Raw genomic sequence first — 23,421 nt, forward strand, 5'->3', positions numbered from 1 at the left:
CCGAGCGGCGATCCGGCCGGGCGAACGACGCCCGGCACCCCTCACCCGCGCAAACGGCCTTCGCGCCGCGCATCCCGTCACTCGCCCCGAGGCCCCCGCAACACCCCCACCGCCACCACGGCCCCCGCCGCCAGCAGCCCCGCCCCCAGCCGCAGCCCCAGCGCGTACCCCTCGGTCAGGCTCTCGGCCGTGACCACGGGCCCGGTGTGGTGGGCCGCCGCCGTGACCAGGGCTGTCAGGCCGAGGGAGGCTCCGATCTGGCGGGAGCTGTTCAGGAGGGCGGAGGCGGTGCCTGCCTCGGAAGAGGCCACGCCTTCGGTGGCCAGGGAGACCACCGGGGCCAGGCAGAAGCCGAAGCCGGTGCCCGCGAGGATCGCCGGGCCGAGGATGTCGGTGGTGAAGGAGCCGTTCGGGGTGATCAGGCCGGCCCAGGCGAAGGCCACGGCCGTCAGGGTGCCGCCGAGGGCCAGGAGGGTTCGGGGCAGGAGCCGGTAGCCGAGCTTCACCGCGAGGACCGAGCCGGTGATGACGCCGAGGGCCAGCGGGAGGAATTCGAGGCCGGTGCGGGCGGCGCCGTGGCCGAGGACGCCTTGCAGGTAGAGGGAGATGAAGTAGAAGGCGGAGGCCATCGCGGCACCGGCCAGGAGGTTGAAGGCGTTCGCGCCGAGGACCGAGCGGTTCGTGAACAGGCCCAGCCGGACCAGGGGTTCGCGGCGCGTGGTGCGCTCGACCTGGAGGAAGGCGGCCAGCAGCGCGACCGCCGCCGTCAGGGTCGTCAGCGTCACCGGTGAGCCCCAGCCGTACCGGTCGGTGCGGACGACGCCGAACACCAGGAGCAGCATCCCCGAGGTGACCAGGAAGGCGCCGAGGATGTCCGGTCGGCCACCGCCGGGCCGTACCCGGTCCGCGCCGACGCCCCGCCACGACAGCAGCAACGCCCCCGCCGCCATCGGCACGTTCACGAACATCACCCAGCGCCATCCCGCGTACTGCGTGAGGACGCCCCCGATCAGGACGCCCAGCGCGCCGCCCGCCGCGTTCATCGCGCTCCATACGCCGAAGGCCCGTACGCGGGCGCGGCCCGTGGGGAACGTCGTGGTCAGCAGGGCCAGCGCGGCCGGGGAGAGGGCGGCGGCTCCGATGCCCTGGACGGCACGGGCGGCGACCAGTTGACCGGGTGACTCGGCGAAGCCGCCGGCCAAGGACGCCAGGCCGAACAGGGCGAGGCCCGCCAGCAGCACCCGCTTGCGGCCGTACCGGTCCGCCGTCCTGCCGCCCAGCAGGAGCAGCCCGCCGAAGGTGAGCGCGTAGGCGTGGATCACCCAAGTGAGGCCCACACCAGAGAAGTTCAGCCCGTCGGCGATCTCCGGCAGTCCTACGTTCACCACCGACAGGTCGAGCGACACCATGAACTGCACCACGGCCACCGCGGCGAGGGTGAGCCCCGGCCGGGCGGCCCCCACTCCCCCGTCGACCACGTCGACCGCCCCGTCCGACTCCCCGACTGTCTTCGTCACAAGTTCCTCCATGCTGCCGGAAACGCGGCTCCCCCGAGGTTTTGGAACATGTTCCGAAATTACTCCGCACGGCCGCCGCTGTCGAGCACAAAGGGGGAAACGGCATGATGGAGCGGTGCCCCGAAGCAACACATCGCCCGGCCGCAGCGGCCGCCCCCCGGCCACTTCCCGCGCCGAGATCCTGGACGCGACGCGCCGCGTCATCGAGCGGGACGGCTGGGAGAAGCTGACCGTGCGCAGACTGGCGGCGGAGCTGGGCATCGGGACGACGACGCTGTACCACCATGTCCGGGACCGGGAAGACCTGTTGGTCCAGCTCCTCAACGAGCACGTGGACCGGACTCTGCGCCCCGACCTCCCCGCCGAGCCGCGCGAGCGGATCATCGCGGCGGCGACCGCGATCCACGACTCCCTCGCCGCCTGGCCGTGGGCGGCCGAGATCCTCACGGTGGACGGCTTCCTCGCCCGGCTCGGGCCCGCGTCCCTCCAGGCGGTCGAGACGATCGTGGCGGCGGCCGTCGACTGCGGGTGCACGCTCGACCAGGCCGTCGGCCTCTTCCGGAGCATCTGGTACTACACGGCGGGCGAGATCCTGGTCCGCGCCCACTCGGCCCACCGGCGACCGGATGATGCTCAACTCACCGAGGAGGCCGACTTCTTCAGCGGTATCGACACCGCCCGGCTCCCCCGCCTCTCCGAAGTCGGCGACCGCTGGCCGGAGCTGGCAGCCCGGGACACCTACTCGGAAGCCCTCCGTGCCTTCGTCAACGGCCTTCTCGCACAGGCCACTTCAGAGAAGCCCTGAGTCCCGAAGATGCGGCGGGACGGCCGGTTGCCGGTCTAAGGTCGCCCGCATGGCCGAGCCCCCCTTTCTGACCGCCGTCCGCGAGTCGTACGACACGGTCGCCGCCGATTACGCCGAACTCGTCCCGTCGCCCGCCGAGTTGGACCCGCTGTCGCGCGGGATGCTGGCGGGGTTCGCCGAACTGGTGCGGGCGGCCGGGCCGGGGCCGGTCGCGGATCTGGGGTGCGGTCCCGGGAAGGTGACGGCATATCTGGCCGGGCTGGGGGTGTCCGCCTTCGGGGTGGATCTGTCGCCGAAGATGGTCGCGCTGGCCCGGCAGGCTTATCCGTGTCTGCGGTTCACCGAGGGCTCGATGACCGCGCTGGAGACGGGGGACGGGGAGCTCGGCGGCATCCTGGCCTGGTACTCCACCCATCACACGCCCCCGCGATGGCTGCCGGAGGTGTTCGCCGAGTTCCACCGCACGCTCGCACCCGGCGGACACCTGCTCTGGGGCGGCTACACCGGCGACGAGCGGCTGCGGCCCACCCACGGCTACGGCCGTCCCGTGTCCTACGAGTCGTACCTCCTCCCCCTGGACCGCGTGGCCGAACTGCTGCAGCGGGCCGGGCTCGTCGTCACCGCCCGGCTGGAGCAGGAGCCCGGCGGACGCGCGAAGCGGCCCCACGCCTGTCTGCTGGCCCGTAAGCCCGGGACAGCCTGACGGGACGGCCGCATCCGGTGGACTCCGCGGCTACGCCGACTCCCGGCCCACCAGCTCGGTCGGCAGCACCACATGCCGCCGCTCCAGCCCCCGCGCCGCCGCCGGACGGCGGTCCGCTATCTCCTCCAGGAGCAGCCCGATCATCGCCCGCCCCATCTCCTCGATCGGCTGGCGGACGCTGGTCAGGGGCGGGTCCATGTGGCGGGCGATGGCGGAGTCGTCGTAGCCGACCAGCGCCACGTCCTCGGGGATGCGGCGGCCCGCCTCGCGCAGGACCTGGCGGGCGCCCGCCGCCGTGACGTCGGAGCCGGCGAAGACCGCGTCCAGGCCGGGGCGGCGGGACAGGAGGGCGGTCATGGCGCGGCGGCCGCCGCCCTCGGTGAAGTCGCCGGGTTCCAGGAGGAGTTCGTCCACCCCCACCCCCGCTTCCCGCAGCGCGTCCCGGTAGCCGTCCACCCGTCGCTGCGCGCCGTACACGTCGGGCCGGCCGGTGATGTGGGCGATGCGGCGGCGGCCCCGGGCAAGGAGGTGGGCGACCGCCGAGCGGGCCCCGCCGTAGTTGTCGGAGTCGACCGAGGTGAGGGTCTCGCCCGCCGAGCGGGGGCCGCTGATCACGGCCGGGATCTCCAGGCGGTCGAGGAGGTCGGGGAGCGGGTCGTCGGCGTGGACGGAGACCAGGAGGACGCCGTCCACGCGATGGGCGGAGAGATAGTCCGCGAGCCGCTGCCGCTTGCGGTCGCTGCCCGCGAAGATCAGGAGCAACTGCCATTCGGTGTCGGCCAGTTCGGCGCCGACCCCGCTCAGCATGTCGGAGAAGTAAGGCTCCGCGAAGAAGCGGGTCTCCGGCTCGGGGACGACCAGCGCGATGGAGTCGGTGCGGTTGGCGGCCAGCGCGCGGGCGGCGGTGTTGGGGACGTAGCCCAGCTCCTCGACGGCGGCCTCGACGGCGGCGCGGGTCGCGTCGCTGACCCGGGGCGAGCCGTTGATCACCCGGGAGACCGTGCCCCGGCCCACCCCGGCACGCGCGGCCACCTCTTCGAGCGTGGGCCGCCCCCCGCTCCGGCCGCCCCGCGCTCCGTGGCTCGCCATGGCCTCCGCCTTTCCCGCCGTACCCGTATCCGCACCCGAACGCCCGTCAGCGGCCCGTACGTTGCCCCCGGCCTGGAATGTAACAGTGCCCGGCGACACCGCCACCGGGTCTGTTCCGCCTCGCCGTACCGCGCTAATTAACAGCCCGATAACTGAAGGGACTTGGGCGTGCGCACTCCCTTGACACCCCGCGCCGGACGGACGACCCTTCAACACATCACTCGTGGGAGCGCTCCCACGGTACCTGACACCTACACATCCCGCACGTTCCCCGCCCGAGCCGCAGCGCGTACGAACGGGCCCAGCTCCAGCAGTAGTTCCATGCAGTTGGCCGGGGGGTCGGCACGTCAGGCAACAGGAGGACGCAATGCGCACGAGCATCCGCAGGTCTCGCGGAACGGTGGCCCTATTGGCCGCCGCCGCGCTGACCACGGGGCTGCTGGCCGGCTGCTCCAAGGACTCGGACGACACCTCGTCGAACGCGGACGACGGCGGCAACGGCAAGATCACGCTGACCGTCGGCACCTTCGGCGTCTTCGGCTACAAGCAGGCCGGCCTGTACGACGAGTACACGAAGCTCCACCCGGACATCTCCATCAAGGAGAACGTCACGACCCGTACCGACGTGTACTGGCCGAAGGTGCTCACGCGCCTGCAGGCGGGCGCCGGCACGGACGACATCCAGGCCATCGAGGTCGGCAACATCACCGAGGCCGTGCAGACGCAGGCGAACAAGTTCGTCGACCTCGGCAAGGACGTCGACAAGTCCCAGTGGCTGGACTGGAAGCTCGCCCAGGCCACCACCAAGGACGGCAAGCTCATCGGCGTCGGCACCGACACCGGCCCGATGGCGGTCTGCTACCGCAAGGACCTCTTCGCCAAGGCCGGTCTGCCCACCGACCGCGCCAAGCTCGCCGAGCTGTGGAAGGGCGACTGGTCGAAGTACGTCGACCTCGGCAAGAAGTACATGAAGAAGGCGCCGAAGGGCACCAAGTACGTCGACTCGGCGGCCTCGGTGTACAACGCGGCCGTGGGCGGCGCCTCCGAGCGCAACTACGACAAGGACGGCAAGGTCGTCTGGGACAAGTCTCCCGGTGTGAAGGCGGCGTGGGACGCCGCCATGACCGTGGCGACCAGCGACATGTCCGCCAAGCTGAAGCAGTTCGACCCGACCTGGGACAACGGCTTCGCCAACGCCACCTTCGCCTCGCTGGCCTGCCCGGCCTGGATGATCGGCTACATCGAGCAGAAGTCCGGTGACTCGGGCAACGGCAAGTGGGACGTGGCCCAGGCCCCGGCAGCGTCCAACTGGGGCGGCTCCTTCCTCGGCGTGCCGACCGCGAGCAAGCACCAGAAGGAGGCGATCGCCCTGGCGAAGTGGCTGACCGCCCCCGCGCAGCAGGCCAAGGTCTTCGCCAAGCAGGCGAGCTTCCCGTCCACCCCGGCGGCGTACGCGGGCCTGAAGCCCGCGGCCGACACCACCGCGTACTTCTCCGACGCGCCGCTCACCCAGATCTTCTCCGAGGCCGCGAAGACCATCCCGGCCCAGCCGCTCGGTCCGAAGGACAAGCCGATCGACAGCGCGATCAGCGACATCGGCATCCTCCAGGTCGAGCAGAAGGGCAAGTCCCCGGCCGAGGGCTGGAAGGCGGCGTCCGCCGAGATCAAGGACGTGCTCGGCCAGTGACCTCCAAAGAGGCTCTCGCGCATCCCGCGTCGAGCGCCGAGGCCGCGCCCGGCATCCCGCCGGGCGCGGCCCGGGGCGCTCGGGGTCGCGGTGCGCCGGCCGCGCCCGTCTCCTGGCGCAGCCGGCTGTACCGCTGGGACATGAAGGCGTCGCCGTACGCGTTCGTGTCCCCCTTCTTCCTGCTGTTCGCGGCCTTCACCCTGGTGCCGCTGCTCTACACGGCCTGGTACTCGCTGCACGACGTCCAGCTCTCCGCGCTCGACCGGCAGACCTGGACCGGGCTCGCCAACTACCGCAACCTGCTGTCCTCGGAGTTCTTCTGGAACGCGCTGAAGAACACCTTCACCATCGGTGTCATCTCCACGGTCCCGCAGCTGCTCGGGGCGCTCTGGCTCGCCCACATGCTGAACTACCGGCTGCGCGGCTCGACCGTGTGGCGCGTGGTGATGCTGACGCCGTACGCGACCTCGGTGGCGGCCGCGACGCTGGTCTTCACGCTGCTGTACTCGTGGGACGGCGGCATGGTGAACTGGATCCTCCACTTCGTCGGGGTCGATCCGGTCAACTGGCGCGAGTCCGACTGGGGTTCGCAGTTCGCGGTGTCCACGATCGTCATCTGGCGCTGGACCGGCTACAACGCGCTGATCTACCTCGCCGCGATGCAGGCCATCCCGGCGGACCTGTACGAATCGGCGGCGCTGGACGGAGCCAACCGCTGGCAGCAGTTCCGGCACGTGACCATTCCGCAGCTGCGCCCGACGGTGCTGTTCACCATCGTGGTCTCCACCATCGGCTCCACCCAGCTCTTCGGTGAGCCCCTGCTGTTCGGCGGGGTCAGCGGGTCCAAGGGCGGCTCGGAGCACCAGTACCAGACGCTCGGTCTGTACATGTACGACCAGGGCTGGATCATCGGCAACCTCGGCAAGGCGTCCGCGATCGCCTGGTCGATGTTCCTGATCCTGCTCATCGTCGCGGCGGCCAACCTGCTGTTCACCCGATGGCTGAGGAAGTCCCAATGACCACCAGTGAACTGACCGTGCAGAAGGTCGCGGGGCCCGTGCGGTCCCCCGGGCGGCGCCGGATCACGGGTGCGGGCAAGCAGTTGCACGCGGGTCCGGTGACGTACGTGGCGCTGACGGTGTTCGCGCTGGTCTCGCTGGCGCCGCTGGTGTGGACGGCGGTCGCGGCCTCGCGCACCGGTGGGCGGCTCGCGCAGACCCCGCCGCCGCTGTGGTTCGGCGGCAATCTGTTCACGAACCTCCAGGCGGCGTGGGACGAGGCCGGGCTCGGCACCGCGATGCTCAACTCGCTGCTGGTGGCGAGCACGATCACCGTGAGCACGGTGGTCTTCGCGACGCTGGCCGGGTTCGCCTTCGCCAAGCTGCGGTTCCGCTTCTCGGGGCTGCTGCTCCTGCTGACCGTGGGCACGATGATGATCCCGCCGCAGCTCGCGGTCGTCCCGCTGTATCTGTGGATGAGCGACTTCGGCTGGTCGAACCAGCTCCAGACGGTGATCCTGCCGAGCCTGGTGACCGCGTTCGGCACGTTCTTCATGCGGCAGTACCTGGTGCAGGCGCTGCCCTCGGAGCTGATCGAGGCGGCGCGGGTGGACGGCGCGAGCAGTCTGCGGATCGTCTGGCACGTGGTCTTCCCGGCCGCGCGGCCCGCGATGGCGGTGCTCGGCCTGCTGACCTTCGTGTTCGCCTGGAACGACTTCCTGTGGCCGATCATCGCCCTGAACCAGCAGAACCCCACCGTGCAGGTGGCCCTGAACTCGCTCGGCACCGGCTATGTCCCGGACCAGGCGGTGATCATGGCGGGCGCGCTGCTTGGCACGCTGCCGCTGCTGGTCGCCTTCCTGCTGTTCGGCAAGCAGATCGTGGGCGGCATCATGCAGGGCGCGATCAAGGGCTGACCGGTTCCGTCCAGGGGCCGGGTCAGTGTCGCCCCGGCCCCTTCTTCCCTTCCCCCCAAGGTCTTCCCGATTCTCGATGGGAGCGCTTCCATGCCCGACTCCTCCCCCACCGCCTCTCCGGTCACCTCCTCCGCCGCCGCCTCCCCGGTCACCTTCCCGCCCGGCTTCCTCTGGGGTGCCGCGACCTCCGCGTACCAGATCGAGGGGGCGGTGCGCGAGGGCGGCCGTACGCCGTCGATCTGGGACACCTTCAGCCATACGCCGGGCAAGACCGCCGGCGGGGAGACCGGTGACACCGCCGTCGACCACTACCACCGCTACCGCGACGACGTGGCTCTCATGGCGGACCTGGGCCTGGGCGCCTACCGGTTCTCCGTCTCCTGGCCGCGTGTGCAGCCGACCGGGCGGGGTCCGGCCGTCCAGATCGGCCTGGACTTCTACCGCCGTCTGGTGGACGAGCTGCTGGAGAAGGGCATCCAGCCCGCCGTCACCCTCTACCACTGGGACCTCCCCCAGGAGCTGGAGGACGCGGGCGGCTGGCCCGAGCGCGACACCGCCCACCGCTTCGCGGAGTACGCGCAGCTCGTGGGCGAGGCGCTGGGCGACCGGGTGGAGAACTGGATCACCCTCAACGAGCCCTGGTGCAGCGCCTTCCTCGGCTACGGCTCCGGTGTCCACGCCCCCGGCCGCACCGACCCGGTGGCCTCGCTGAAGGCGGCCCACCATCTCAACCTCGCCCATGGGCTGGGTGCTTCGGCGCTGCGCGCGGCGATGCCGGCCCGCAACAAGGTCGCGGTGAGTCTCAACTCGGCCGTCGTACGCCCGCTGTCGCAGAGCCCGGCCGATCTGGCGGCCGCCCGACGCATCGACGACCTGGCCAACGGCGTCTTCCACGGTCCGCTGCTGCGCGGCGCCTACCCGGACTCGCTCCTGAAGGCGACCTCCCGGCTCACCGACTGGTCCTTCGTCCTCGACGGCGACCTGCGCGCCGCCAACGCCCCGCTCGACGCGCTCGGCCTCAACTACTACAGCCCCGCCCTCGTCTCCGCCGCCGAGGGCGAGCTCAAGGGCCCGCGCGCCGACGGCCACGGCGCGAGCGAGCACTCCCCCTGGCCCGCCGCCGACGACGTCCTCTTCCACCAGACCCCGGGCGAGCGCACCGAGATGGGCTGGACCGTCGACCCGAGCGGCCTGTACGACCTGCTCATGCGCTACACCCGCGAGGCGCCCGGGCTGCCGCTCTACATCACCGAGAACGGCGCGGCCTACGACGACAAGCCCGACGCCGACGGCCGCGTCCACGACCCCGAGCGCGTCGCCTACCTCCACGGCCACCTCTCCGCCGTACGCCGCGCCCTTGCCGACGGCGCCGACGTGCGCGGGTACTACCTGTGGTCCCTGCTGGACAACTTCGAGTGGTCCTACGGCTACGAGAAGCGGTTCGGCGCGGTGTACGTGGACTACGCGACGCTGGAGCGCACGCCGAAGTCGAGCGCGCGGTGGTACGCGGAGGTGGCGCGGACGAGTGCGCTGCCGGCGGTGGAGCCGGCGGGCTGATCCCCCGCTCGTCCGGTACGGCGGTCTGCGGTACGACCGTATGACTGCGTGGCTGTACGGCTGCGCGCCTGTACGGCGAAGGCCCGGCGGTGTGTGTCACCGCCGGGCCCCCGGGTCATCGGTCGCCGTCAGCCGCCGGCCGGTGTGCGCCGGCCGGGGCTCCTCTGATCAGTCCCCCCTGATCAGCAGGTCAGTTGTAGGCCGCGAACGCCTTGGAGAAGGCGAACTTGTCCTGGTTGATCGAGCTGCAGGTGGCGTCGGCGGTGGCCTTGGTGCCGCCGTCGCACTGCTTGTCGCGGGTGCCGGACCACATGGACAGCGCGCCCAGGCCCTTGGACTTGGCGAAGTTCACCAGCTGGGTGGCGTCCTCCACCTTGAAGATCTCGGAGGAGACGTCGTTGACACCGATCATCGGGGTGACGGCGACGGTCTTCCAGGCGTCCTGGTCGGAGAGACCGAGGACGCCCTTGATCTGGGCCTGGGTGGCGGTGGCGGCCTGCTCGGCCAGGTCGCCCATGTCACCGCTGAAGGCCGGCCCGTAGTCCATCGCCATGATGTTGACGGCGTCGATGCGCACGCCGTTGGACTTGGCGTCGGAGAGCAGGTTGACGCCGTCCTGGGTCAGGCCCTGGGGCATCACCGGGAGGGTGAAGGAGACGTTCAGGTCGGGGTGGGCGGCCTGGAGCTTGGCGATGGCCTGGGCGCGGCGGGTGTTGGCCGCGGTGTTGGGCAGCGTGGCGCCCTCGACGTCGAAGTCGACCTTGGTGAGCTTGAAGGCGTCCACGGCCTTGCCGTACGCCGCCGCCAGCGCGTCGGCCGAGGAGCAGCTGGTGGCCAGCTCGGTGCCGGTGGCGCCGCCGAAGGAGACCCGGACGTCACCGCCCTTGGCGCGCAGGGCGCCGATCTGCGCGGCCACGCCGTCGGCGGTCAGGTCGGAGACGCCGCCGAACTTCGGGGTGCAGCCGCCGCCGTCGTTGACGAAGGCGAGGTTGAAGTTCTTCACGCCCGTGGCGTCGGCGGTGCCGAGGAGGTCGAACGCCGGGTAGAGCGAGGTGTCCACGTACGGCGCGAAGCCGGCGGTCTTGGTGGTGCCGCTGCCCGCGCTCTGGGTGGGGGCGGGGGTGTCGCTCTTGGTGGGCTCGGGCTGGGTGGGCTCGGCCGAGGGGGGGTCCGTGGGGCGGCCGCTCGGCTCGGGGGTCGCGGTGGAGTCGGCGGAACACGAGGTGCCGTCGATCTGGCAGCCGGTGGGGTCGCCGCTGCCGTTGACCACGAAGCCGACGGTGAGGGACTTGCCCGGGGCGATGCCCTCGTCCCACTTGGCGGCCTTCACGGTGACGTGCTGCCCGCTGACGCTGGAGTCGGCGTTCCACAGGGAGCCGAGCTTGGCGCCCTGGGGGAGGTCGAACTCCAGGGTCCAGGACTTCTCGGTCTGGCCGGTGTCGTTGGAGATGACGTACTGGCCGCTGTAGCCGGAGGACCAGTCGCTGTTCTTGGTGTAGACGGCGCCGACACCGGCCGCGTGGGCGATTCCGGTCACGAAGAAGGCGCCGCCACCGGCGACGGCCGCGGCGACGATGCCGCCTATCGCCTTGTTCCTGCCGCTGATCCTGCGCCGGTGCGTGCTGCTCATGCGCGTGCCTGTCTTTCGTCGCGGGGGGGGTGGGGGGTGGTGAGGCAGACGCTACCGATGAGCAATCGGGCAATTGACTTGATAGGGACGGGAGTTCGAGACCTTAGGGTGCGCTTAAGGAAGAGATCGGGAGCGGTTAAAGGTCGAGACCAATACGCCGGATTCGCGGCTCAGCGCAGGGCGGGTGCGCGCCTGCGGCGCCGCTCCGTGCCCCGGTGGCCGCGCCGGTCCGGCTTGCGGCCGTCGAGCTGGAGCCAGATGCGCACCTCGGTGCCGCCGAGGACCGAGGAGCCGATCCGCACGTCGCCGCCGGTGGACTCCGCCAGCCTGCGGACTATGTCCAGGCCGAGGCCCGTGGAGCCCGCGGTGCCGGAGCCCTGGCCGCGTGCCATGGCGGTCTCCGGGTCGGCTATGCCGCTGCCCGCGTCGGAGACGAGCACGATCACCGCGTCGTCGGCGTTGTGCACGTCCACCGCGAAAGCCGTTCCCTCCGTGGTGTGCCGGAAAACATTGCCGAGCAGGGCGTCCAGCGCGGCGGCGAGGTCGGCGCGGGCGACGGGGACGCGTACCGGACGCTCGGCGCCCGCGACCCGCCACTTGCGGCCCTCGTCCTCGGCCAGCGCGGACCAGAACTCCATGCGTTCGCGCACCACTTCGGCCGCGTCGCAGCCCGCGCCAGGGCCTGCGGCGGCCGTCTGCGGCTTGGCCTCGCGGGCGGTGCGGATGATGGTGTCCACCTCGCCCTCCAGCTGGGCGACGGCGGCGCGGGTCTGGTCGGCGGCGGCGCCGGCGCCGAGGGAGGCCGCGTTCAGCCGGAGCACGGTGAGCGGGGTGCGCAGCCGGTGCGAGAGGTCGGCGGCCAGCTCGCGCTCGTTGGCGAGGAGCTGGACGACCTGGTCGGCCATGGAGTTGAACGCGACGGCGGCGAGCCGGAGTTCGGTCGGCCCCTCCGCGGGCACCCGTGCCCCGAGGTGCCCCTCGCCCAGTTCGCGCGCCCCCTCCACGAGCCGGCGCGCGGGGCGCACCATGCGCACCCCGAGCCGGTCGGCGACCGCGACGGACCCGGCGATCAGCGCGATGCCGACGGCGGCCAGCACCGCCCAGGCCGTGCCGACGCCGTTGCTCATCTCGGCCTCCGGCACCCACACCTCGACCACCGCGATGGCCCCGGAGCCGAGCGCCACGGGCTGGAGCAGCGCGGAGCCGCCGGGCACCTCGGCGGTGGAGGCGCGGCCCATCCGGCGCACGGCCTCGATGTCACGGGCGACGGCCCGGCCGCGGCCCAGGTCGACGGCGGCGCGGCCGTCCTCGGCGGGCAGGTGCACGGCCATGCCGGACTGGACCCCGGCGGCGGCCACCACCCGCTCCAGCTTGTCCCGGTCGGTGGTGATGGACAGCGCGGGGGCGACGGCGGCCGCCTCGCGCTCGGCGTTGGAGAACGCGCGGTCGCGGGCCATCTCCTGGACGACCAGACCGAGCGGCACGGCGAAGGCGACCACGACCATCGTGGTGACCGCGAGGCACACCTTGACCAGGGCCCATCTCATCGCGGCGACTCCCCCGCGAGCGGCGGCTCCAGCTTCACGCCGACCCCGCGCAGGGTGTGCAGATAGCGCGGCCGGGCGGCGGTCTCGCCCAACTTGCGTCTGAGCCAGGAGAGATGGACGTCGATGGTCTGGTCGTCGCCGTACGACTGCTGCCAGACCTCGGCGAGCAGCTCCTTGCGCGGGACGACCACACCGGGGCGGCCCGCGAGGAAGGCGAGCAGGTCGAACTCGCGGCGCGTCAGGTCGAGTCTGCTGCCGTCCAGTTCGGCCTGGCGGCGCAGCGGGTCGACGGTCAGGCCGCCGACCCGGATGACGGCCGGGGGCGGTGCCTCCCCGCCGCCGGAGCGGGCGCGGCGCAGGACGGCGGCGATGCGGGCGGAGAGGTGCTCGACGGAGAAGGGCTTGGTCAGATAGTCGTCCGCCCCCGCGTTGAGCAGGCGGACGATCTCCGTCTCGTCGTCCCGCGCGGTGGCGATGATCACCGGCACGTCGGTGATGCCGCGCAGCATCTTCAGCGCCTCGGAACCGTCCAGGTCCGGCAGTCCGAGGTCGAGTATGACCACGTCGAACCGGAAGTGGGCGACCTCGCGCAGCGCTTCGAGCGCCGTGCCCACACTGCGAACGGTGTGGGCGGCGTCGGAGAGATGCCTGATGAGCGCCGAGCGGACGAACTGATCGTCCTCGACCACGAGCACACTTGCCATGCGCCGCACCGTACGCCATGCGGCGGAGCCGGGTCCTGGCCTGTGGACAACTCCCTGTGGACAACTGGGGCCCGGTGCGCGGCCGGTGACGGCTGAGGCAGTATGGCCCCGATGCGCAGAGGACTCGTACACGTACTGGCGTGGCTGCTCGCCACCGGAGCGGCGGTCGCCCTCTCCTGGTGGGGCGTGCACACGGTCATGGCCGGAACGGCCTACGACCCCCCACGCGCCGTCCCGATCACGGCCGCCGAGGCCGCCGCCCACGCCTCGGCCGCGCCGTCCCCGCCGGCCACCCGCCGCCCGTCCCCCCGGACCGGCGCCGGCTCCCCCCGCCCGGCGACCCCCACCCCGTCCCGCCCCCCGGCGCGTACGGCCGCCCCCTCCCCCACGCCGCCGCCCTCGTCGTCGCCCACGCCTTCCGCCCCCGCCCCGGCCGGCGACGTGAAGCCCTACGACACCCCGGGCGGCCGCGCCGTCTTCGACGTGGGCCCGGTGAGCGCAACCCTCGTCTCCGCGACCCCCGGCACCGGCTGGTCGATGCAGGTGTGGAAGACGGAGACCTGGATCCGGGTGGAGTTCAGCCGCAGCACGGACCGCGTGACGGTCTTCTGCGACTGGCACGACGGGCCGCCGCACGTGGATGTGCAGACGTACTAGGGGGTGTCTCTTCGATCTTCGTGGATCAGACCGCGGCGTCTGGTGCGGTGCCTCGGCGTGCGGTCGAGTCGCCCTCGTACTGGACGTACTTGGGCGATTCGGCCGTGCGGCGAGGTGCCGTGCCAGGCGTCGCGGGCCCGCGAAGATCGGGGAGACACCCCCTAGGGGGCGTCTCGTCGGGCCGGGTGACGAGAATGGCGCCATGGCGGAGACGTGGCCCTGGACGTACGACGGCACCGCGCCGGCCTGGCTCAAGGACCGGCTCGGCCGCCCGGAGCCCGGTCCCGGGCACGTGGTGTCCGAGCTGGTGCCGAGCGGGTTCGAGGCGTACGTGCGGATCTTCCACCGCCTGGAGGCCACGGACGGATCGGGCCGCGTCGACTGGTACACCGTGCCGCCACAGCACCCGTGACCGTACCGACGGCGGGCCTCACCTGGAGCGGAACACCCCCGACGGCGGCGCCGGTGACGCCACCGCCGCGCTGTCCGTCACCGGGGTCGCGCCGCCGGTGAAGTCCAGCAGGGCGCTGCCGTGTTCGACGCGGCCGGGGTGGGGGTCGGAGGCGGCCCGGCGGGTCAGCTCGGCGATGGGGAGCGGGGTGTCGGCGGCGACCAGTATCGCGTTGCCGAAGCGCTTGCCGCGCAGGACCGCCGCGTCGGCGATCAGGGCGATTTCCGCGAACCGGGCGGCGGCCGTGGCTATTTGGCCGCGCAGGTGGGTCAGCGGCGGCCCGTCGGCGAGGTTGGCGACATAGCGGCCGGACGGGCTCAGGGCGCGGCGGACCTCGTCCAGGAACTCGGTCGAGGTGAGGTGGGCGGGAGTGCGGGCGCCGCTGAAGACGTCCGCCACGATCAGGTCGGCCCAGCCGTCCGGCACCTTCGCCAGCCCCTCGCGGGCGTCGGCCGAGCGCACCCGTATCCGGGAGCCGGGGTCGAGCGGCAGTTCCCGGCGGACCAGCTGGACGAGCGCCGCGTCGCGCTCCACGACCTGCTGGGTGGCGCGGGGCCGGGTCGCGGCGACGTAGCGGGCCAGGGTGAGGGCGCCGCCGCCGAGGTGGACGGCGCGCAGCGGCCCGCCGGGCGGCGCGGCCAGGTCGATGACGTGCCCGATGCGGCGCTGGTACTCGAAGGTGAGGTGCGCCGGGTCGTCCAGGTCCACGTGCGACTGGGGCGCGCCGTCGACCAGCAGCGTCCAGGCGCGCGAGCGGTCCGGGTCCGGAATCAGCTCGGCCAGCCCCCCGTCGACCGCCTCCACGACGGCCTCGGCGGCCGCCCCGCGCCGATTGTTCCTGGACCTGCCCATCCCCCCATTCTCGCAGGCGGCCCGGGGGCCCGCCGGACGAGGTCCGGGGCGGGCGGAGGGGGCTCCTCAGGTGCTTGGGCGAAGGCCCGCCGGCCTCACGGCGGCTGTCGGCGGTCCGCCTCGGCCCTCCGGTGAACGGCGGCTGCCGGCCGCCCCGCCCCGGTCTCCCGGCGAACGGCGAGCATCGGCCCTCTCGCCAGGCTCAGCGGCAGCGCCCCCTCAGCGGCAGCTGTCCGCCGCCTCGATCAGGCGGGCCGCCTCGCCCAGGGCGTGCCGCAGGACCGCCGGGTCCGTGGCGAGGCCCGCGTCGTCCGGGGGCAGGAGCCAGTCCGAGCCCGCCGGCGGGGGTTCGGGGGTCAGGCGCAGGCCGCGGCCCTCGGTGCGGACGCAGGTGCTGCCCGGTACGTCCCAGCCCGCCGCCGTGCCCGCCGGGACCAGGAAGCCGAGGGTGTCGCGGCCGTCGTCGTGCAGGACCGGGCCGACCGCCGCGACCGCGCCCCTGCGCAGGATGTCCACGGCTTCGAGCCCCTGCCGGGTGGGCACCGTCACCAGGTCGCACCCCGCGTCGCCCGGCGCCCTCGACCATGTCGGCGCCGTACAAGGTTCGTTGTTCTGGCTGGTCTCCATGCCCGCCTCCACACGCTGCCCCGTTGCGGTCCATGGGGTACAACGCGCGATGCCGTCAACGGCTACGGCGCAAGTGTGCCGCAAAGGATGGCAGTTCATGGCAGATCGTGGATGAGATATCCGTTTTGTAGCCAAACACTGCGTGTCGGGCCGGACACAGCCGGTACGTTCGTGCCCGCCGGAACCAGGGTGTCGTCCGGGCAGCTCTGCCCGAATTCGCCCCGGCTCCGGCACGGTTCGACGGTTCGTACGAGAGGACCGCCATGGCGTCGTCAACCGAGACCTCGGCGCAGCCCGACCGGCCGCCCCGGCCCAACACCGCCTTCCGGCAGTTGCGCGGCCGCCGTTCCCCCGCGGAGTTCGCCGCGCTGGTACGGCGCGCCGCCCGCGAGATCGGGGAGCGGGTGAGCTGTGACGCGCGCTATGTCGGCAGGGTCGAGGCGGGTGAGATCCGCTGTCCCAACTACGCGTACGAGCGGGTGTTCCTGCACATGTTCCCCGGCCGCACCCTGGCCGACCTCGGTTTCGCGCCGCGCTCGGCCGTCCGCGGGCGGGCGGCACGGCCGGCCGTCTCCGCCACGGAGCGGTCCGGTCCGGCGCCGGCCGCGCGGGAGCAGCCGCGGGGCCACCCGTACGACCGGCCGCGCCCGTACGACCCGCACGACCCGTACCGCCCGGACGAGCCGGACGAGAACGACCCACTGAACCACGAGGAGAGCGACGTGCTGCGTCGCGCATTCATGACCGGCGGGGGCGCCACGGTGGCCGCCGCCGCGCTGGGCCCCCTGGGGCTCGCCACGGACGCCTCGGCGGCCGGGATTCCGCGCCGCCCCGGCACGACGGAGGCCGCCGCCGTCGAGGAGGCCGTCCGCCGCATCCGGCTGCTCGACGACAAGCACGGCGCCGACGGTCTCTACCGGCACGCCGCCCAGCCGCTGCGCATGGCCTACGAGCTGCTCGACGCGGGCGCCACCCGGCAGTCCACCGCCGACCGGCTGCACTCGGGCGCCGGTGAACTGGCCATCTCCGTCGGCTGGCTGGCCCACGACTCGGGCCGCTTCGACGACGCCCGCTCGCACTACGCGGAGGCGCTGGCCACCGCCCGGATGACCGGCGACGCCGCCCTGGAGGCGCACGCCTTCTGCAACACCGCGTTCCTCGCGCGCGACGCGGGCCGTCCCCGGGAGGCGGTGCGGGCGGCGCAGGCGGCGCAGCGTGCCGCGCGGCCGCTGGGCTCGCCCCGGCTGATGTCGCTCCTCGCGCTGCGCGAGGCGGGCGGCTGGGCGGGGCTCGCGGACCGCGCGGGCTGCCGCCAGGCGATGGCGCGGGCCCAGGCGCTGTTCGCGCGGGGCGCCTCGGACGCCGACCCCGAGTGGATGAGCTTCTACGGCCAGGCCGAGCTGGAGGGCCTGGAGGCGCAGTGCTGGTCGACGCTGGGCGACTGGTGGCGGGCGGCCCGGCACGCGCGGCGCGCGGCGGACCTCCAGGACCCGCACTTCTCCCGCAACATCGCGCTGTACACCGCCGAACTCGCCGACGACCTCGCCCGCGACGGCCGCCCCGACGAGGCCGCCTCCGCCGGACTGCGGGTCCTGGACCTGCTCACCCATGTGCAGTCCTCCCGCGTCCAGACGATGCTCGCGGGCACCGCGCGCGTACTGCTGCCGCACCGGCGCGCGTCCGGCGTGTCGGAGTTCCTGGAACGCCACGCGTCGGTGCCGCGGCCCCGGCAGGCCTGAGCGGCGGGGTTCCCGTACGGCCCGGTGGGCCCTCGTACGGACCGGTGGGCACGCGCGCGTACGGCGATTTCCGCGACCCCGCGCGCGTAGAGGCCCGTCAGCCCACCAGGTGCCCCACGTCGTTCCAGTTCTCGATCGCCGGTTCGCCGTAGGCCCAGCCCAGCACCGACAGCGAGGTCGGGTTGAGCCGGATGCGGGCCGCGAAGTCCAGGGGCAGGCCGAGCCAGCGGGCGCCGATGGAGCGCAGGATGTGGCCGTGGGCGAAGACCAGGACGTCGCGGTCGGCGGAGCGGGCCCACCCGACGACCTCGTCCGCGCGCGCGGTGACGTCCGCGACGCTCTCCCCGCCGGGCACCCCGTCGCGCCAGATCAGCCAGTCGGGCCGGTCGACGTGGATCTCGGCCGGGGTCAGGCCCTCGTAGGCGCCGTAGTCCCACTCCATGAGCGTGTCCCAGGTACGCGCGCGTTCGCCGAAGCCGGCGAGTTCGCAGGTCTCGCTCGCGCGCACGAGCGGGCTGGTGAGCACCTCCGCGTCCGGGAGTCCGTCCAGCGGGGAGCGGTGCAGCCGCTCGCCGAGGAGCTTGGCGCCGCGCCGCCCCTCCTCCAGGAGGGGGATGTCCGTCCTGCCGGTGTGCTTGCCGGACAGCGACCATGCCGTCTGTCCGTGCCGGGCCAGCAGGATGCGCGGTGCCATGGGAGACCTTTCCGGGAAGGGAATGCCAGGTGGCCGCCGGGTGACGACAGCCCAGGTCCCTCCATCATCGCGCACCGGCCAGGCGGGCAACCCGGGGGGCGACGGCCGCGTCTTCCAGGGCTGAAGCGTCCGCGCGGGGCGGGGGCCGACACCGTAAAGTGTCACGGCGCCCGGCGGGGGCGCCGTACGCGCAGGGGCACGGCAGGGGGAGGGCGATCGGATGTCGCGGACCGAGACACGGGGCACCGGGGTGACACCGCGCCCCCGGCTGCGCTGGTGGACCGAGCTCCCGCTGATCCTGCTCGTCTACGGCTGCTACTCGGCGGGCCGGCTCCTCGCGCGCGGGGATGTTTCCTCGGCCGTGGACCACGGTGTGGCGATCCTGCGCATAGAGCAGCTGCTGCACCTGGACGCCGAGCACCCGCTCAACCGTCTGTTCACCCGCGAGCCCTGGCTCGGCGTGCCCGCCGACTTCTGGTACGCCTCGCTGCACTACCTGGTCACGCCCGCGATACTCGTCTGGCTGTTCCGCTCGCACGCGCTGCGGTACCGGGCGGCGCGCACCTGGCTGATGACGTCCACGTTCATCGGTCTGATCGGCTTCACCCTGCTGCCGACCTGCCCGCCGCGCCTGCTCCACCCGGGCCACGGCTTCACCGACACCATGGCGTACTACAGCTCGTACGGCTGGTGGGGCGGCCAGGCGAGCGCCCCGCGCGGCATGGGCGGCATGACGAACCAGTACGCGGCGATGCCCAGCCTGCACGTCGGCTGGGCGCTGTTCTGCGGCGTGATGCTGTGGCGCTACGGCCGCGGCCCCCTGGCCAAGGCGGGCGCGGTGGTCTATCCGCTGTTCACCGCGCTCGTGGTCATGGGCACCGCCAACCACTATCTGCTGGACGCGGTGGCGGGCGCGGCGGTGATGGGCGCCGGGCTGCTGCTCACGCCGTACGTGATGCGCGCGGCGGACGCGGTGAAGGCGCGGCTGAGCCTCGCCGGAGCCGCTCCGGCCGGTGTTCTCTCCCCCGTTGTCAGTGGCGGATGCCAGACTTCCGCGGGTGAGCGAATTCCACGGCAGCGCGAGTCTCGGCTCGATCCCCCGGCAGGACCGGACGCCTCCCCCAGCGGAGCGGGCGACGGCACTCCGGCACCGGCTCGCTGAGCTGCGCGGTCCCGAGGTTCCGGCCAAGGCCCTGGACGCCCGCGCTCTCGCGGCGCTGGCGTCCAACCCGGGCTGCCGCCGCCGCGCGATCCTGGACGGCGCCGGGGTGGACAAGGCCCGCCTGGCGACCGGCCTCGGCTCTCCTTCGGACTACGGCCAGTCGCAGTTCGCCCTGATCCGGGGCAACGCGTTCGAGGCCCGGGTGAAGGCGGACCGCGGCGCCGAGCTGCTGCGCCTCGCGCACGACCGCCTGGACCCCGGCGCCGAGCCCCCGGCCGGCGCGGCCGTCCCCGACCTGACCGCCTCCGGCCCCGCCGGGCGCGCGGCGCGTACGGAGATCGCGCTGCGCGAGGCGGCCGGAGCGGGCGGCTGGACGCTGCTCGACCATCCGATGCTCGCCCTGGAGGTGGCGGGTTCGCCCGCGTTCCTGGAGCCGGACGCGGTGGTGGTGCACCCGGACGGGGTGTGGACGGTCGTGGAGATCAAGTCCTTCCCGATGCTGGACGGTTCGGCGGACCCCTCGAAGGTGGGCGCGGCGGCCCGCCAGGCGGCGGTGTACGTGCTGGCACTCGAAGAGGTCGCGGCCCGGCTCGACCCGGCGCCCTGGGTGCGGCACGAGGTGCTGCTGGTGTGCCCCAAGGACTTCTCCAACCTGCCCACCGCGCGCGCGGTGGACGTGCGCCGCCAGCGCGCGGTGACGGCGCGTCAACTGACCCGGCTCACCCGTATCGAGGAGATCGCCGACGAGCTGCCGGAGGGTGCCTGCTTCGCGCCGGACCGTCCGGCCGAGGAGCTGGCGGCGGCCGTGGACGCGGTTCCGGCGACGTACGCGCCGGAGTGTCTGTCCTCCTGCGAGCTGGCCTTCCACTGCCGGGAGCGTGCGCGCGCGTCCGGTGCGGTGACCCGGCTCGGCCGCCCCCTGCGGGCGGAACTGGGCGGTCTGCGCACGGTGGAGGAGGTCCTCGCGGCGGCGCGCGGCGAGAGCGGCGACCCGGACGACCCGGCGGTGGCCGCGCTGCGCCGGGCCGCCGCCCTGCGCGCGGAGGCGCTCGCGCACGCGGCGGCCGCGCGGGAGGTGGCCCTGTGTCCCTGATCGCGGCTCTCGCCCGTCTGGAGGCCGTCGGCACGGGTGTGGCCCAGCCGCTCGCGACCGTCCGGCACCGGCATCTGTCGGACCGTCCGCTGGTGTTCGTGCCGCTGACCACCTCCGGCGAGGCGGGCGCCCCGCTCGGCGCGTTGGTCGGCACCGACCGGGACGCGCCGAGGCTGCTGGCCGTGCCCCAGCCGCGCGACCGGGACCTGCGCTTCGCGTTCCTCGCCGAACTGGCCGACGTCGTCCTGCCGTACATCGACTCCCACGCCGAGGCCGTGGAGGCCGCCGAGCGCACCGAGACCGACCCGGAGACCGGCAAGCGGGTCAAGGTCGAGGTCGACCTGTGCGCGGACGCACCGCAGTTGATCGTGCCGAGCCGGGCGGGCCTGGAGTACGTCCGCCTGCTGGGCCGCTCGACGCGCTTCCGGCGTACCGCCGAGCAGGAGCCGGAGGCCCCGTATCCGGCGCCGCCCCGGGTGCCGCTGCTCGGCCGCTGGCTGACCCACTACGGCGAGCGGGCCCGGGTGCCCGGCTCCTCGCTGCTGCTCGCGCTCACCGACGTGCTCTCCCGGCACTGGGCGACCGGGCAGAGCGGCATGGAGGACCTGCATCTGGGCGCGCTGCTGTCCTGGATCGCGCCGCCCGAGGGCGCCTCGGGCGCGGAGGCGGCCTTCCGCGCGGAGCGCGAGCGCGACGGCAAGGGCCAGCTGACCTGCCCGCCCGCCGGCCCGGCCACGGACCCGGCGTTCGACAACAACCTGCTCGCCCCGGCCATCGATGCGTACGACCAGGCGCGCAAAGTCCTCGCGGCCGCCGAGGACCCGGTGGAGGCGGAGGACCGCACGGCCGCCCTCACCGGGGCCGAGCTGCGCATCCGCGAGCTGGTGGAGCAGGTCGCCCGGCCCACCTGGGACGCGGTGTGGGACGGCCTGGACCTGCTGCGGACGCTGCCCGAGGGGGCGCGTGTCGAGGAGCGGTGGACACGGGACCGCTGGTCGTTCACCGGCCACCGGGACCGCGTACTGGCGGGCGAGCCCCCGCAGCCGCGCCGGGACGACGCGGTGACGGCGGCGAACAAGCTGGCCACGCGCGAGCGCGAGCAGGCCCGCCTCGACGCGCAGGAGGCACTGGACGACCCGCTGGTGATGGCGGGGCGGCGGCTGTCCGGGGAGGCGTTCGCGGGCGAGGTCGTCGATGTCGTCATGGCGTACAGCGAGGGCAAGCGGCCGAGCCCGCGCCCGCTGGTGACCGTGCGCACGGAGGACCGGCCGCAGCCGGCGGAGCGCGCGAAGGCGTACCGCTCGCTGAACGGCAAGCCGCAGGCGGCGGAGTTCGTCGAGGGCCTCCCCGACGAGGGCCTGCTCGTGCTGCGGATCATGGACAAGATGGGCCGGGGCAAGGAGCCCGAGGCGGGTTCGGTGCCGGAGAAGGGCGACCGGGTGCTGTTCACGCTCTTCGAGCACGAGCAGCGCGGCGGGCCGAAACTGCCCGATCAGGAGGACACCCCGTGGACCCACGGCGGCCCGCCGGGCGCGGCCGTGACCGAGGCGCCCGACGCCATGACCGAGGAGGACGTCCTGTGACCACGGTGGACTTCGATCCGGGAACCGCCGCCGGGCGCGCCACGGACGCGATCCTCCACGACACCCTGCACGGCACCGAGCGGGGCGTGGTCGTGGACTCCCCGCCCGGCGCGGGCAAGTCGACGCTCGTGGTCCGCGCGGCGCTCGAACTCGCGGACGCGGGGCGCCCGTTGATGGTGGTGGCGCAGACCAACGCGCAGGTGGACGACCTGGTCCTGCGGCTCGCGGAGAAGAACCCCGGCCTGCCGGTCGGCCGTCTGCACAGCAGCGACGCCGACGCCTACGACCGCTCGCTGGACGCCCTGGCGAACGTGCGCGCCTCCGCGAAGGCGGCCGACCTCGCGGGGCTCCCCGTGGTGCTGTCCACGGCCGCGAAGTGGGCGCACGTCACGGTGGACGAGCCGTGGCGGCACGCGATCGTGGACGAGGCGTACCAGATGCGCTCGGACTCGCTGCTGGCCGTGGCGGGCCTGTTCGAGCGGGCCCTTTTCGTGGGCGACCCGGGTCAGCTGGACCCGTTCTCGATCGTGGGCGGCGACCAGTGGGCGGGCCTGTCGTACGACCCGTCGGCCTCGGCGGTGAGCACGCTGCTCGCGCACAACCCCCGGCTGCCGCAGCACCGCCTGCCGGTCTCCTGGCGGCTGCCGGCCTCGGCTGCCCCGCTGGTCTCGGCCGCGTTCTACCCGTACACCCCGTTCCGCAGCGGCACCGGCCACGGCGACCGGCGCCTGACCTTCGCGGTGCCCTCCGACGGCTCGGGCCCGGACCGCGTGATCGACGAGGCGGCGGAATCCGGCTGGGGCCTGCTGGAACTCCCGCCCCGCCACACCCCGCGCACCGACCCGGAGGCGGTACGGGCGGTGGCCCTGGTCGTACGCCGCCTGCTGGACCGAGGCGGCGCGGCCCTCTCGGAACGCTCCCCGGACCCGACGCCCCTGACCGCGTCCCGCGTGGCCGTCGGCACCGCCCACCGCGACCAGGCGGCGGCGATCCGCGCCGCCCTTGCCGACCTCGGCGTGGTGGGGGTCACGGTCGACACGGCCAACCGCCTCCAGGGCCGCGAGTACGACGTCACCGTCGTCCTCCACCCCCTCTCCGGCCGCCCCGACGCCACCGCCTTCCACCTGGAGACCGGCCGCCTCTGCGTCCTCGCCTCCCGCCACCGCCACGCCTGCGTCGTCGTCTGCCGCGCCGGAGTCGACACCCTCCTGGACGACTACCCCTCCACGGAACCGGTCCAGCTGGGCACCCTGGTGAAGTTTCCAGATGGCTGGGAAGCGAACCACGCCGTCCTGGCGCACCTGGCGGAACACCGGGTGAGCTGGAAGCCATGAGCGAGTGGAGGGTCGGGTGAGCCGACAGCCATGAGCGGGCGCGGCACCGGGTAGGCATGGGCCAGTACGTCCCCT

The 23,421-nt window shown here is 73.4% G+C and carries 21 protein-coding genes; 13 read left to right on the top strand and 8 right to left on the bottom strand.

The window, feature by feature from the left end:
- Positions 1-77: 77 nt before the first annotated feature.
- A complete protein-coding gene (locus AB0898_RS07365; protein WP_366801850.1) occupies positions 78-1,517 on the bottom strand; it encodes an MFS transporter in 1,440 nt (479 codons plus the stop codon).
- Positions 1,518-1,632: 115 nt separating this feature from the next.
- Here AB0898_RS07365 and AB0898_RS07370 point away from each other — a divergent pair, with 115 nt between their 5' ends.
- Complete coding sequence (locus AB0898_RS07370; RefSeq protein ID WP_366801851.1) at positions 1,633-2,322, top strand: TetR/AcrR family transcriptional regulator; 690 nt, start codon at positions 1,633-1,635, stop codon at positions 2,320-2,322.
- 49 nt (positions 2,323-2,371) lie between these two features.
- On the top strand, positions 2,372-3,025 hold the full coding sequence (locus AB0898_RS07375; protein ID WP_366801852.1) for a methyltransferase domain-containing protein: 654 nt from the start codon (positions 2,372-2,374) through the stop codon (positions 3,023-3,025).
- Between the two features lie 30 nt (positions 3,026-3,055).
- Here AB0898_RS07375 and AB0898_RS07380 read toward each other — a convergent pair whose 3' ends face one another.
- Entirely contained in the window at positions 3,056-4,114 is a 1,059-nt protein-coding gene (locus AB0898_RS07380) for a LacI family DNA-binding transcriptional regulator (RefSeq protein ID WP_366801853.1), read from the bottom strand.
- 367 nt (positions 4,115-4,481) lie between these two features.
- Between AB0898_RS07380 and AB0898_RS07385 the strand changes: the two genes are divergently transcribed.
- The 4 genes from AB0898_RS07385 (at position 4,482) to AB0898_RS07400 (ending at position 9,273) form a co-directional block, all read left to right on the top strand.
- Complete coding sequence (locus AB0898_RS07385; RefSeq protein WP_366801854.1) at positions 4,482-5,801, top strand: ABC transporter substrate-binding protein; 1,320 nt, start codon at positions 4,482-4,484, stop codon at positions 5,799-5,801.
- The gene (locus AB0898_RS07390) at positions 5,798-6,820 is read left to right on the top strand and encodes a sugar ABC transporter permease (protein WP_366801855.1); all 1,023 of its coding nucleotides are present in this window, start codon (positions 5,798-5,800) and stop codon (positions 6,818-6,820) included. The genes AB0898_RS07385 and AB0898_RS07390 overlap by 4 nt, the downstream gene beginning before the upstream one ends.
- The gene (locus tag AB0898_RS07395; protein WP_366801856.1) at positions 6,817-7,716 is read left to right on the top strand and encodes a carbohydrate ABC transporter permease; all 900 of its coding nucleotides are present in this window, start codon (positions 6,817-6,819) and stop codon (positions 7,714-7,716) included. The genes AB0898_RS07390 and AB0898_RS07395 overlap by 4 nt, the downstream gene beginning before the upstream one ends.
- A gap of 90 nt (positions 7,717-7,806) precedes the next feature.
- The gene (locus AB0898_RS07400; RefSeq protein WP_366801857.1) at positions 7,807-9,273 is read left to right on the top strand and encodes a GH1 family beta-glucosidase; all 1,467 of its coding nucleotides are present in this window, start codon (positions 7,807-7,809) and stop codon (positions 9,271-9,273) included.
- Positions 9,274-9,463: 190 nt separating this feature from the next.
- Here AB0898_RS07400 and AB0898_RS07405 read toward each other — a convergent pair whose 3' ends face one another.
- The 3 genes from AB0898_RS07405 to AB0898_RS07415 form a co-directional block, all read right to left on the bottom strand.
- Complete coding sequence (locus AB0898_RS07405; protein WP_366801859.1) at positions 9,464-10,903, bottom strand: cellulose binding domain-containing protein; 1,440 nt, start codon at positions 10,901-10,903, stop codon at positions 9,464-9,466.
- 170 nt (positions 10,904-11,073) lie between these two features.
- A complete protein-coding gene (locus AB0898_RS07410; protein ID WP_366801860.1) occupies positions 11,074-12,450 on the bottom strand; it encodes a HAMP domain-containing sensor histidine kinase in 1,377 nt (458 codons plus the stop codon).
- On the bottom strand, positions 12,447-13,154 hold the full coding sequence (locus tag AB0898_RS07415; RefSeq protein WP_366801861.1) for a response regulator transcription factor: 708 nt from the start codon (positions 13,152-13,154) through the stop codon (positions 12,447-12,449). The genes AB0898_RS07410 and AB0898_RS07415 overlap by 4 nt, the downstream gene beginning before the upstream one ends.
- Before the next feature lie 111 nt (positions 13,155-13,265).
- Here AB0898_RS07415 and AB0898_RS07420 point away from each other — a divergent pair, with 111 nt between their 5' ends.
- Together AB0898_RS07420 and AB0898_RS07425 are read left to right on the top strand one after the other, a co-directional pair.
- Complete coding sequence (locus AB0898_RS07420; RefSeq protein WP_366801862.1) at positions 13,266-13,811, top strand: hypothetical protein; 546 nt, start codon at positions 13,266-13,268, stop codon at positions 13,809-13,811.
- A gap of 202 nt (positions 13,812-14,013) precedes the next feature.
- The gene (locus tag AB0898_RS07425; RefSeq protein WP_366801863.1) at positions 14,014-14,223 is read left to right on the top strand and encodes a hypothetical protein; all 210 of its coding nucleotides are present in this window, start codon (positions 14,014-14,016) and stop codon (positions 14,221-14,223) included.
- Between the two features lie 18 nt (positions 14,224-14,241).
- On the opposite strand, the gene AB0898_RS07430 is transcribed toward AB0898_RS07425, so the two are convergent.
- Positions 14,242-15,114: a fused MFS/spermidine synthase gene (locus AB0898_RS07430; RefSeq protein ID WP_366801864.1), complete on the bottom strand. Its 873-nt coding sequence runs from the start codon at positions 15,112-15,114 to the stop codon at positions 14,242-14,244.
- Between the two features lie 219 nt (positions 15,115-15,333).
- Complete coding sequence (locus AB0898_RS07435) at positions 15,334-15,741, bottom strand: hypothetical protein (RefSeq protein WP_366801865.1); 408 nt, start codon at positions 15,739-15,741, stop codon at positions 15,334-15,336.
- Between the two features lie 263 nt (positions 15,742-16,004).
- Here AB0898_RS07435 and AB0898_RS07440 point away from each other — a divergent pair, with 263 nt between their 5' ends.
- Positions 16,005-17,480, top strand: a complete 1,476-nt coding sequence (locus AB0898_RS07440) for a hypothetical protein (protein WP_366801866.1) — start codon at positions 16,005-16,007, stop codon at positions 17,478-17,480.
- A gap of 97 nt (positions 17,481-17,577) precedes the next feature.
- Here the strand turns inward: AB0898_RS07440 and AB0898_RS07445 are convergent, their stop codons facing one another.
- Positions 17,578-18,174 carry a histidine phosphatase family protein gene (locus AB0898_RS07445; RefSeq protein WP_366801867.1) on the bottom strand — a complete coding sequence of 199 codons (597 nt, stop codon included), beginning with the start codon at positions 18,172-18,174 and terminating at the stop codon, positions 17,578-17,580.
- Positions 18,175-18,394: 220 nt separating this feature from the next.
- On the opposite strand from AB0898_RS07445, the gene AB0898_RS07450 reads away from it, so the two are divergent.
- Genes AB0898_RS07450 through AB0898_RS07465 form a run of 4 tightly spaced genes read left to right on the top strand, consistent with a single transcriptional unit; the run spans position 18,395 to position 23,346 of the window.
- On the top strand, positions 18,395-19,336 hold the full coding sequence (locus AB0898_RS07450) for a phosphatase PAP2 family protein (RefSeq protein ID WP_366801868.1): 942 nt from the start codon (positions 18,395-18,397) through the stop codon (positions 19,334-19,336).
- Positions 19,269-20,429 carry a hypothetical protein gene (locus AB0898_RS07455; RefSeq protein WP_366801929.1) on the top strand — a complete coding sequence of 387 codons (1,161 nt, stop codon included), beginning with the start codon at positions 19,269-19,271 and terminating at the stop codon, positions 20,427-20,429. Before AB0898_RS07450 ends, AB0898_RS07455 begins: the two co-directional genes overlap by 68 nt.
- On the top strand, positions 20,420-22,012 hold the full coding sequence (locus AB0898_RS07460) for a hypothetical protein (RefSeq protein ID WP_366801869.1): 1,593 nt from the start codon (positions 20,420-20,422) through the stop codon (positions 22,010-22,012). Before AB0898_RS07455 ends, AB0898_RS07460 begins: the two co-directional genes overlap by 10 nt.
- Positions 22,009-23,346: an AAA domain-containing protein gene (locus AB0898_RS07465; RefSeq protein ID WP_366801870.1), complete on the top strand. Its 1,338-nt coding sequence runs from the start codon at positions 22,009-22,011 to the stop codon at positions 23,344-23,346. Before AB0898_RS07460 ends, AB0898_RS07465 begins: the two co-directional genes overlap by 4 nt.
- Positions 23,347-23,421: the final 75 nt, after the last annotated feature.

The organism is Streptomyces sp. NPDC005435, from assembly GCF_040703155.1.
GTDB lineage: Bacteria > Actinomycetota > Actinomycetes > Streptomycetales > Streptomycetaceae > Streptomyces.

What these genes read in the sequence shown, in the direction of transcription:
- AB0898_RS07395 (WP_366801856.1), top strand. Translation starts at nt 6,817, where the DNA reads ATGACCACCAGTGAACTGACCGTGCAGAAGGTCGCGGGGCCCGTGCGG.
- AB0898_RS07440 (WP_366801866.1), top strand. Translation starts at nt 16,005, where the DNA reads ATGGCGTCGTCAACCGAGACCTCGGCGCAGCCCGACCGGCCGCCCCGG.
- AB0898_RS07400 (WP_366801857.1), top strand. Translation starts at nt 7,807, where the DNA reads ATGCCCGACTCCTCCCCCACCGCCTCTCCGGTCACCTCCTCCGCCGCC.
- AB0898_RS07450 (WP_366801868.1), top strand. Translation starts at nt 18,395, where the DNA reads ATGTCGCGGACCGAGACACGGGGCACCGGGGTGACACCGCGCCCCCGG.
- AB0898_RS07375 (WP_366801852.1), top strand. Translation starts at nt 2,372, where the DNA reads ATGGCCGAGCCCCCCTTTCTGACCGCCGTCCGCGAGTCGTACGACACG.
- AB0898_RS07435 (WP_366801865.1), bottom strand. Translation starts at nt 15,741, where the DNA reads ATGGAGACCAGCCAGAACAACGAACCTTGTACGGCGCCGACATGGTCG.
- AB0898_RS07380 (WP_366801853.1), bottom strand. Translation starts at nt 4,114, where the DNA reads ATGGCGAGCCACGGAGCGCGGGGCGGCCGGAGCGGGGGGCGGCCCACG.
- AB0898_RS07425 (WP_366801863.1), top strand. Translation starts at nt 14,014, where the DNA reads ATGGCGGAGACGTGGCCCTGGACGTACGACGGCACCGCGCCGGCCTGG.
- AB0898_RS07415 (WP_366801861.1), bottom strand. Translation starts at nt 13,154, where the DNA reads ATGGCAAGTGTGCTCGTGGTCGAGGACGATCAGTTCGTCCGCTCGGCG.
- AB0898_RS07420 (WP_366801862.1), top strand. Translation starts at nt 13,266, where the DNA reads ATGCGCAGAGGACTCGTACACGTACTGGCGTGGCTGCTCGCCACCGGA.
- AB0898_RS07385 (WP_366801854.1), top strand. Translation starts at nt 4,482, where the DNA reads ATGCGCACGAGCATCCGCAGGTCTCGCGGAACGGTGGCCCTATTGGCC.
- AB0898_RS07430 (WP_366801864.1), bottom strand. Translation starts at nt 15,114, where the DNA reads ATGGGCAGGTCCAGGAACAATCGGCGCGGGGCGGCCGCCGAGGCCGTC.
- AB0898_RS07410 (WP_366801860.1), bottom strand. Translation starts at nt 12,450, where the DNA reads ATGAGATGGGCCCTGGTCAAGGTGTGCCTCGCGGTCACCACGATGGTC.
- AB0898_RS07445 (WP_366801867.1), bottom strand. Translation starts at nt 18,174, where the DNA reads ATGGCACCGCGCATCCTGCTGGCCCGGCACGGACAGACGGCATGGTCG.
- AB0898_RS07405 (WP_366801859.1), bottom strand. Translation starts at nt 10,903, where the DNA reads ATGAGCAGCACGCACCGGCGCAGGATCAGCGGCAGGAACAAGGCGATA.